Source organism: Zobellella denitrificans (assembly GCF_002237365.1).
Taxonomy (GTDB): Bacteria; Pseudomonadota; Gammaproteobacteria; order Enterobacterales; family Aeromonadaceae; genus Oceanimonas; species Oceanimonas denitrificans.
In genome coordinates, this window is record NZ_NMUO01000121.1 from 1 (window position 1) to 9211 (window position 9211).

General features: G+C 64.5%; 10 protein-coding genes and 1 pseudogene. 3 read left to right on the forward strand and 8 right to left on the reverse strand.

Translation table 11 applies throughout. The annotated features are described in order from the left end of the window. Positions 1 to 387: murein hydrolase activator EnvC family protein (locus tag CGX12_RS17715; protein WP_176442109.1), on the forward strand; the 387-nt coding region annotated here is incomplete at its 5' end. Here the strand turns inward: CGX12_RS17715 and CGX12_RS17720 are convergent. Further along, positions 373 to 624: a YkgJ family cysteine cluster protein gene (locus CGX12_RS17720; protein WP_094041158.1), complete on the reverse strand. Its 252-nt coding sequence runs from the start codon at positions 622 to 624 to the stop codon at positions 373 to 375. The two genes, CGX12_RS17715 and CGX12_RS17720, sit on opposite strands and share 15 nt — an antisense overlap. 50 nt (positions 625 to 674) lie before the next feature. Beyond that, entirely contained in the window at positions 675 to 1238 is a 564-nt protein-coding gene (locus CGX12_RS17725) for a gamma-glutamylcyclotransferase (protein ID WP_094041159.1), read from the reverse strand. A 122-nt stretch (positions 1239 to 1360) separates the two neighbouring features. Between CGX12_RS17725 and CGX12_RS17730 the strand changes: the two genes are divergently transcribed. Together CGX12_RS17730 and CGX12_RS17735 are read left to right on the forward strand one after the other, a co-directional pair. After that, positions 1361 to 1738, forward strand: a complete 378-nt coding sequence (locus tag CGX12_RS17730) for an acetyl-CoA sensor PanZ family protein (RefSeq protein ID WP_094041160.1) — start codon at positions 1361 to 1363, stop codon at positions 1736 to 1738. Positions 1739 to 2069: 331 nt separating this feature from the next. After that, positions 2070 to 3446 carry a class II fumarate hydratase gene (locus tag CGX12_RS17735; RefSeq protein ID WP_094041161.1) on the forward strand — a complete coding sequence of 459 codons (1377 nt, stop codon included), beginning with the start codon at positions 2070 to 2072 and terminating at the stop codon, positions 3444 to 3446. A gap of 85 nt (positions 3447 to 3531) precedes the next feature. Here the strand turns inward: CGX12_RS17735 and glpX are convergent, their stop codons facing one another. The 6 genes and pseudogenes from glpX to ftsY all read right to left on the reverse strand — a co-directional run. Next, the gene (gene glpX / locus CGX12_RS17740) at positions 3532 to 4539 is read right to left on the reverse strand and encodes a class II fructose-bisphosphatase (protein ID WP_094041162.1); all 1008 of its coding nucleotides are present in this window, start codon (positions 4537 to 4539) and stop codon (positions 3532 to 3534) included. Positions 4540 to 4568: 29 nt separating this feature from the next. Then, positions 4569 to 5219, reverse strand: coding sequence for a carbonate dehydratase (can, locus tag CGX12_RS17745; RefSeq protein ID WP_094041163.1), 651 nt, complete (start codon positions 5217 to 5219; stop codon positions 4569 to 4571). Positions 5220 to 5303: 84 nt separating this feature from the next. Then, positions 5304 to 6161 (reverse strand): RNA polymerase sigma factor RpoH, encoded by an 858-nt coding sequence (rpoH, locus tag CGX12_RS17750; RefSeq protein WP_094041164.1) that lies wholly within the window; start codon positions 6159 to 6161, stop codon positions 5304 to 5306. A 176-nt stretch (positions 6162 to 6337) separates the two neighbouring features. Then, positions 6338 to 7291 (reverse strand): permease-like cell division protein FtsX, encoded by a 954-nt coding sequence (gene ftsX, locus CGX12_RS17755; RefSeq protein ID WP_094041165.1) that lies wholly within the window; start codon positions 7289 to 7291, stop codon positions 6338 to 6340. Beyond that, positions 7288 to 7953 (reverse strand): cell division ATP-binding protein FtsE, encoded by a 666-nt coding sequence (gene ftsE, locus CGX12_RS17760; RefSeq protein WP_094041166.1) that lies wholly within the window; start codon positions 7951 to 7953, stop codon positions 7288 to 7290. The genes ftsX and ftsE overlap by 4 nt, the downstream gene beginning before the upstream one ends. Beyond that, positions 7954 to 9063: pseudogene (gene ftsY, locus CGX12_RS17765) on the reverse strand (signal recognition particle-docking protein FtsY); the annotation flags it as partial. It lies immediately after the preceding gene. Positions 9064 to 9211: the final 148 nt, after the last annotated feature.

A 9211-nucleotide genomic window follows, 5' to 3' on the forward strand; every position in this document is an offset into this window, starting at 1 on the left:
GGGGCCAGGGGCAGCCTGCCCTGGCCCCTGCAGGGCCAGTTGCTGCACCGCTTCGGCACGCGTCGCACCGGCGAGTTGACCTGGAAGGGGCTGCTGATCGGCGGCCGGCCGGGACAGGAAGTGAAGGCGGTGGCCAACGGCCAGGTGGTGTACGCCGACTGGCTCAACGGTTTCGGCATGGTGATGGTGATCGATCACGGCAAGGGCTACCTGAGCCTCTATGGCCACAACCAGTCCCTGCTCAAGGGCCCGGGCGACAAGGTCAGTGCCGGCCAGGCCATCGCCCTCAGTGGTGAAAGCGGCGGCCAGAGCCAGCCCGGGCTCTATTTCGAGATCCGTTACCAGGGCCAGGCCATCGACCCTCAGCCCTGGCTAGCGCGTCGCTGATTCCAGCTCGGTCAGCAGCCAGAGCGCCTGCTCGCGGCTGGTGCCGCACACGTCCTCGGCGGCCTGGAAGCGATCGCACACCGGCGGCCGCTCCGGCTTGCCGAACAGGCCGCAGCGCCTGTCTCCCAGCAGATGGATACAGGCCTCGCCGGCGGCCTTGCCCTTCGGCATGCCCGGTATGGGCCCACTGATACTGGGGGCGATGCAACAGGCACCGCAACCGCTTCGACATTCCATACAACACCTCGCCACTTGGGCCGGCAGTATAACCCGTTCCCGGCGCCGGTTCAGGCCAATTCGGGCAGCGCCGCCGCCAGCGCGTCGATATGGGGATCGGCCACCCCCTGCTCCGCCAGGGCCCGGGCCAGGTTGAGCAGGTAGTCCCGGTTGCTGCCGCTCGGCCCGCTGGCCCTGGCGATCTGGTCGGCCATCACCGCGAGCGGCGCCTCGCCCAGGAAGGCGGCGTTGTCGGCGGTGGCCAGGTAGATGAGCCCCTCCTCCACACCGCCCCCGTCCAGGTGCAGCTCGACCTTCTCCCGCAGGTAGCCGTTCTTCTCGCGCAGATCCAGGGCGCTCAGGGTGTCGGGCCGGATGCGGTAGGCCATGCCATGGCAGCGCGCGCCCGGCTCCCGTACCAGGGTCACCACCCGCCCGGGCGCCTCGGGCGTGCCCCGGTGATCGTGAGAGCCCTGCCAGAAGCGGCGGGACCAGCCGCGGATCCAGGCCGGGCGCCGCTCCAAAAAGGGAAAATCCGCCTTCCAGATAAGGGAGCCGTAGCCGAACAGCCAGAAGCTGTGGTGCCGGTCGAAATGGGTCATGTGCCGGTTTATCGCTGTGGTGTCTGCACTCATGGCGGACTGGAACCTCTCCTGCGCGGGATGCCGGACTTCATGATGCAATGGCGGGGCCGCCTTGTCGATCCCGAGCCCGCGGGTCGTGGTAAACTTCCGTTTTTATGGCCAAGGACAAGACTATGCGCCTGACTGTACATTGCCTCTCCCGACTGCCCGAACAACACCGCCACCACGCCGAGCTGATCCTGCAGGGCCGGACACCGCCCGACCAGGCGATGCTCTACCTCGCCACCTTCAACGACCGGGCGGTGGCCCTGGCCTGGCGCCGGGAAGACACTCTCGAGTTTATCGCGGTGCGCGACCTGACCCGCCGCCGGGGCATAGGCCAGGAGCTGCTGCGCCAGGTAAAACAGGAGGCGAAGGCGGCGGGCCTGACCCGGCTCGACTGCGATCCGGCCCAGGCGCCGGACGGGGAGCGGGAGGGCCTTGCCGCCTTTTTGCAGGGCCAGGGCTTCCGGCCCCGGGAGGCGGTGCTAAGCTGTTGTCTGTATGAATAAAGGCTGGGACATGCTGCCAAAAAGCCGTCAGCCAATATTGAGCAGGCGACTCCCGAGCAAAACAGGCGGACAAAGGGAACGGCTCCGTCGACCGTCACATGCCAGGAAGGCATGTGCCGAGCGTCACAGGGATGTGCTTGAAGCGTGTCGACGGCGTTGGCCCTTTGGCCGACGGATAAGATGATAACAGACGGCGTTGCCAACAAACCGGGGGAGGCACCTGTCCCACTTCAGCCAGACCGAAAAAGGAAACTCCCCAGCCCAAAGGGAAATCAAAGAATAGCAGCACCTTGTTTTCGCAGCCCCAGGCCAACAACAGAAGGAAAGGGTAATGAAGATGAGAACCGAACGGGACTCCATGGGCGACATCCAGGTGCCCGCCGATGCCCTCTACGGCGCCCAGACCCAACGCGCCATCAACAACTTCCCCATTTCCGGCCAGCACCTGCCCGGCGCCTTTATCCGGGCCCTGGCCAAGATCAAGGCCGCCTGCGCCCACGCCAACGGTGAACTCAAGCGGCTGGAGCAGGACAAGGCCGACGCCATCATCAAGGCCGCCGAAGAGGTCATCGCCGGCCGCCATGCCGACGCCTTTCCCATCGACGTCTACCAGACCGGCTCCGGCACCAGCACCAACATGAACCTGAACGAGGTACTGGCCCACCTGGCCACCGCCAGCCTGGGCCGTCCCGTGGGTGCCAACGACGACGTCAACATGGGGCAAAGCTCCAACGACGTCATCCCCTCCGCCATCCACGTCAGCGCCGCCCTCGCCCTCAGCCGCGAGCTGCTGCCCGCCCTGCACCGGCTGGAGCAGGCCATTCTCACCAAGGCCGAGCAGCTCGGCGGCCTGGTCAAGACCGGCCGCACCCACCTGATGGACGCCATGCCCCTGCGCTTCGACCAGGAGCTGGGCGGCTGGGCCACCCAGGTGCGCCATGGCCGGGAGCGGCTGGAAGGGCTGCAGAGCCGGCTGCAGCAGCTGGCCCTGGGCGGCACCGCCATCGGCACCGGCATCAACGCCGATCCGCGCCAGGCCGAACTGGCCTGCGACTACCTCAACCGCCACACCGGCCTCGACTTCTGTCCGGCGGACGACTACTTCTACAGCCTGAGCAGCCAGGACACGGCGGTGGAGCTGTCCGGCCAGCTCAAGACCCTGGCGGTGGCGCTGATGAAAATCGCCAACGACCTGCGCTGGATGAACTCGGGCCCGCTCACCGGCCTGGCCGAGATCCAGCTGCCGGCGCTGCAACCCGGCTCCTCCATCATGCCCGGCAAGGTCAACCCGGTGATCCCCGAGGCGGTGGCCATGGTCGCGGCCCAGGTGATCGGGCTGGACTGCGCCATCACGGTGGCCGGCCAGTCCGGCAACTTCCAGCTCAACGTCATGCTGCCGCTGGTGGCCAACAACCTGCTCACCATGACCCGGCTGCTGGCCAACAGCACCCCGCTGCTGGCCGATACCATCGCCGGCTTTACCGTCAACCAGGCCCATATCGACCAGAGCCTGGCCAGGAACCCCATACTGGTGACCGCCCTCAACCCGGTGATCGGCTACGCCAAAGCCGCCGAGATCGCGAAAAAGGCCTATGCCGAGGGCAGGCCCATACTGGAGGTGGCGCTGGAGCACAGCGGCCTGACGGAGGAGCAGCTACGCAAGCTGCTGGATCCGGTGGCGCTGACCAAGGGCGGCCAGGGAAGCTGAGACACAGGCCTGGCGCGGAGAGCGGCGCACTAAATAGAAAGGGATGCCGAAGCATCCCCCTGTTCCGCCGCCAACCGCCGGCAAATTACAGGATGATTTCCTGCAGCCTCTTGTCCTTGCGCGACAGGATATGGGTCGAGCGGATACGGCGGATGGTGCGGGACTTGCCGCGGATCACCAGGGTTTCGGTGTGGGCGTAATGGCCGTCGCTGCTGATGCCTTCCAGCAGGTCGCCCTTGGTGATGCCGGTGGCGGCGAAGATGACGTTGTCGGTGCGGGCCATCTCTTCCAGCTTCAATATCTTGCCGACCTCGATGCCCATCTGCTTGCAGCGCTCGATCTCCTGCCGGCCCAGCTCCAGGCTCTCTTCGCTCGGACCCTTCACTTCATAGCGCGGCACCAGCCGGGCCTGCATGTCGCCGTCCAGGGCGCGCACCACGGCAGCGGAAATCACCCCCTCGGGCGCCCCGCCCACGCCGTAGAGCATGTCCACCTCGCTTTCCGGAATGCAGGCCAGGATGGACGCGGCCACGTCGCCGTCGGGAATGGCGAACACCCGCACGCCCAGGCCCTGCATGGTCTTGATCGCCTTGTCGTGGCGCGGCTTGGCCAGGGTGATCACGGTAACGCGGGACAGGGGCTTGTTGAGGGCTTTCGCCACCGCCTTGATGTTCTGCTCGAGGGATTTGTCCAGATCGATGGCGCCCTTGGCGCCGGCGCCGACGATCAGCTTTTCCATATACATGTCGGGGGCGCGCAGGAAGGCGCCCTTCTCGCCCACCGCCATCACCGCCAGGGCGTTGGACTGGCCCATGGCGGTCATGCGGGTGCCCTCGATGGGGTCCACCGCGATATCCACCTCGTCGCCGCCCAGGCCGACCTGCTCGCCGATATAGAGCATGGGCGCCTCGTCAATCTCGCCCTCGCCGATCACCACCTCGCCGCTGATCTCAATTTCGTTCAGCACATGACGCATGGCCGCCACCGCGGCCGCATCGGCGATGTTCTTGTCGCCCCGGCCCAACCACTTGTAGCCCGCCAGGGCGGCCGCTTCGGTCACCCGGGAAAATTCAATGGCCAATTCACGTCTCATGGAGTTTTCCTAAATAATTCAGATAGTCGCTATTTACCCAGTATCCGCTGGCGGAAGATGCGGTAGACGTCGGGGATCTGCTCCACCCCGGTCACGCATACGTCCAGATCGTGCAGCTTGCCATCCTTAATGCCGTACACCCAGCCGTGCACCGACAGCGGCTGGCCGCGCTTCCAGGCGTTCTGCACTATGGTGGTGTGGCACAGGTTGGCCACCTGCTCCACCACGTTCAGCTCGCACATGTAGTCTTCCCGCACCTGCTGGTCTTCTATCGCTTCCAGCGCTTCCTGGTGTTTGTAGTAGATGTCCTTGATATTGCGCAGCCAGTTGTCGATGAGCCCCAGTTCCTTGTTCTGCATGGCGGCCAGAACGCCGCCGCAGCCGTAGTGGCCGCAGACGATGATGTGTTTCACCTTGAGCGCTTCGACGGCGTATTGTACCACCGACAGGCAGTTGAAGTCCGTATGCACCACCAGGTTGGCCACATTACGGTGCACGAACACGTCGCCGGGCAGCAGGCCGGTCAGCTGGTTGGCGGGCACCCGGCTGTCGGAGCAGCCGATCCACAGGTATTCGGGCGCCTGCTGCAAGGACAACTGCTCGAAGAAGGTGGGATCCTCGGCCTTGATCTTTTCGGCCCATTCCCGGTTGTTGTCGAACAGATGCTTCAGAATTTTCATGGGGGCTATCCTGCTTTCCAATGGTTGATATGCGTACGGAAAAAAGGCCCCGTCCGGGGCCTTTGATCACTGATTTCTTGTCGCTCAGGCATCCATGGCGGCCTTGAGTTTCTTCAAGGCGGTTTTTTCCAGTTGGCGGATACGCTCGGCGGAGACCCCGTACTCGTCGGCCAGGCTCTGCAACGTGGTCTTGTCGTCTTCCTCCAGCCAGCGGGCCTGGATGATGCGGCGGCTGCGTTCGTCCAGGCTGTCCAGGGCGGCGCGCAGGCGGCGGTTGGCGGTCTGCTCCCAGTTGGCCTCTTCCACCTGCCAGGCCACGTCGGAACTCTTGTCCTCCAGGTAGTGTACCGGTGCAAAGCTGGAATCCTTGTCGTCATCGTCCGAGGCCAGGTCGAAGGCCTGATCCTGGGCGCTCATGCGGGATTCCATCTCCAGCACCTCGGCGGGGGACACCCCCAGATCCTGGGCGACGGTGTCCACTTCCTGCTGGTTGAACCAGCCCAGCCGCTTTTTGGACTTGCGCAGGTTGAAGAACAGCTTGCGCTGGGCCTTGGTGGTGGCCACCTTGACTACCCGCCAGTTACGCAGCACGTATTCGTGGATCTCGGCCTTGATCCAGTGCACGGCGAAGGACACCAGCCGCACGCCCACGGTAGGATCGAAGCGCTTCACCGCCTTCATCAGGCCGATGTTGCCTTCCTGGATCAGGTCGGCCTGGGGCAGGCCGTAACCGGAATAGCTCTTGGCGATGTGCACCACGAAGCGCAGATGAGACATGATCAACTGCCGGGCTGCGCTCAGATCGCCGTCGTTCTGCAGCCGTTCGGCCAGGGATTTTTCTTCTTCCGCGCTGAGCACGGGAATGGTGTTTACCGCCTGGATATAGGCCTCCAGGCTGCCCTGGGGGACCAGGGCAAAGTGGCGCTGAAAATCTGTCGTCATCAAACTCGTGTTCATTACATGACTCCGTATCAAACGGCTGCGGTTCGCACCCTGCAATGACCTTGATTGTCTGGTTCCGTACCCACCGGGCTGCGGAAAATTTATTTATCTTATACCAAATGTCAAGCCGGATCGCCCCTCGCTGCGCAAATGAGACCGCAATCGGGGACAAAAGTTCAACCCGGCTCGATGGCCCTGATATGGCGGCGCACCGAAAAGCCCGAGGCCAGCAGGCTGAGCAGGGTCGCCGTAAGCAGCAGCCACAGGCTTTCCTGCACGCCCAGGCCCAGCAGGTGAAAATCGCTCTGGTAGAGCGCCGCCAGGGCGCTGACCTTGTGACTGAGCCAGAACACCATCACCAGGGTCAGCCACCAGGCCAGCAAACCGCCGATAATGCCGTACCACAGGCCGACATACAGGAAGGGCCGCTGGATAAAACCGTCGGTGGCGCCCACCAGCTTCATCACCTGGATCTCGTGGCGGCAGTTGAGGATGTTGAGCCGCAGGGTGTTGCTCACCACCAGCAGCACCCCGGCCAGCAGCAGCACCGCCATGCCCACCACCGCCTGGCGCAGCAGATCCACGATGCCCGACAGCCGGGCCAGCCAGGCCATGTCCAGCCGGGCCGAGGCCACCGCCGGTTCGGCATGCATGTCGGCCAGCAGCAGCTCGGCCGCATCCGGGGCTCGTCCGCTCTCGGACAGGTTGAGGATAAACACCGCCGGCAGCGGGTTGTCTTCGAGCAATGACAGCGCCTCGGCGAAGCCGGCGGCGCCGCTGAAGTCGGCCAGTCCCTGTTCGGGGCTGATATAGGTGACCCTGTCGATCTCCTCCAGCTGGGACAAGCGCTGCTGCAAGTCGGTCAGCTGAGCCTCGGTCACCCCCTGCTGCAGATAGAGGCTGATCTGGGCCTGGCTCTGCCAGGCCCGGCTGACCGATTCGGCGTTCTTCAGCAACACATAGAAGCTGGCCGGCAGCGCCAGGCTGACCCCCAGCACCGCTATGGTCATCAATGAACTCAGGGGAGTGCGCCACAGCTCGCCCAGGCTGGCGAACAGCTGACGCAGATGATCCACCCAGTACATGGCCAGGCGCCGGTGCCAGACCACTTTGTGTCCTTGCTTGCTCATGCGGGCTCCTCCACCTGCATACGGCCGGCATTGAGGGTCAGGGTGCGGTAGCGCAGGGCATTGATCAGGCCGGTGTCGTGGGTGGCGATCAGCACGCTCACCCCCACCCGGTTGAAGGCCTCGAACAGGCGCAGTATTTCCATCGACAGCTCCGGATCCAGGTTGCCGGTGGGCTCGTCCGCCAGCAGCAGCGAGGGCTTGTTGACGATGGCCCGGGCGATGCCCACCCGCTGTTGCTCGCCACCGGAGAGCATGGGCGGAAAGTAGCGATCCTTGCCGTGCAGACCGACCTTGTCCAGGGCCGCCGACACCCGCCGGCGGATGTCCTGATGGCTGTAGCCCTCGATCACCAGCGGCAGGGCCACGTTGTCGAACACGGTGCGGCCGTTGATCAGGTGGTGATCCTGAAAAATCATGCCGATGCGCCGGCGCACATAGGGGATGTCGCCGCGGCGGATGCGGCTCACGTCCTGGCCGTTGAAGAACACCCGGCCGTCGGTGGGCCTTTCCATCACGCTGATCAGCTTGAGCAGGGTACTCTTGCCGGCCCCGGAGTGGCCGGTCAGGTACGCCATCTCACCCTTTTGCAGGTGAAAGCTGACCTTCTGCAGGGCCTGAAAGCCCCCGCTATATACCTTGCTAACCTGCTCGAAGCGGATCATTTATTCTTCCCGGCTAAAGAGAGCGTCGATAAATTCCTTCGAGTTGAAGGGGCGCAGATCGTCGATTTTCTCGCCCACCCCGATATAGCGGATGGGAATGCCGAACTTGTCGGCCACCGCGAAGATGACCCCGCCCTTGGCGGTGCCGTCCAGCTTGCTCAGGGTGATGCCGGTAATGGGCACGGCCTCGTTGAAGATCTTGGCCTGGCTGAGGGCGTTCTGGCCGGTGCCGGCGTCCAGGGTCAGCATGATCTCGTGCGGCGCGGCGGCGTCCACCTTCTGCATCACCCGCACGATTTTCTTCAGCTCCTCCATCAGGTGCGCCTTGTTCTGCAGGCGACCGGCGGTGTCGGCGATCAGCACGTCTATCTTGCGCGCCTTGGCCGCCTGCACCGCGTCGAAGATCACCGAGGCCGCGTCGGCGCCGGTGTGCTGGGCGATCACCGGTATCCGGTTGCGCTCGCCCCACACCTGCAGCTGCTCCACCGCCGCGGCGCGGAAGGTATCGCCGGCGGCCAGCATCACCGACTTGCCCTCGGCCTGGAACTGGCGCGCCAGCTTGCCGATGGTGGTGGTTTTGCCCACGCCGTTGACGCCCACCATCAGGATGACGAAGGGCTGGTGCCCGCCGTCGATCTCAAGCGGCTTGTCCACCTTGGCCAGGATCTCGCCCATTTCTTCCTTCAGCAGCTCGTACAGCGCCTCGCCGTCCTTCAACTGGCGACGGCTGGCCTGACGGGTCAGGTTGTCGATGATCGACATGGTGGTTTCCACCCCCAAATCGGCGGTGAGCAGCTGGGTTTCCAGCTCCTCGAACAGCTCGTCGTCGATCTTCTTGCCGCGGAACAGACCGAAGAAGCCGGAACCCAGGTTCTGCCGGGTCTTGAGCAGGCCCTGCCTGAGGCGGGCAAAGAAGCCCTGTTTGGGCGCCTTGGCCGCTTCGGCCTCGACCCGGGCAGCCTCTTCGGCCAGCCGGGCCTGCTCTGCCGCTTCCTCCTCGGCCGCCAGCCGGGCTTCTTCTTCCACCGCCTGGCGGGCTTCTTCCTCGGCGCGCGCCGCCGCTTCGGCGGCCAGGCGGGCTTCTTCCTCAGCCTGGGCTTCGGCTCTTATACACAACCGTCGCCGCCGACGAATCAAGAGGTGGCGCCACCGCGATCAGCGCGAAGACTGCGAAAAGACACACCAATCAGAGCATCGGCAACATGTATAAGTCGATACTCTACTGACGCAGTCAGATACCAGTTGCACTGAGGTTAAT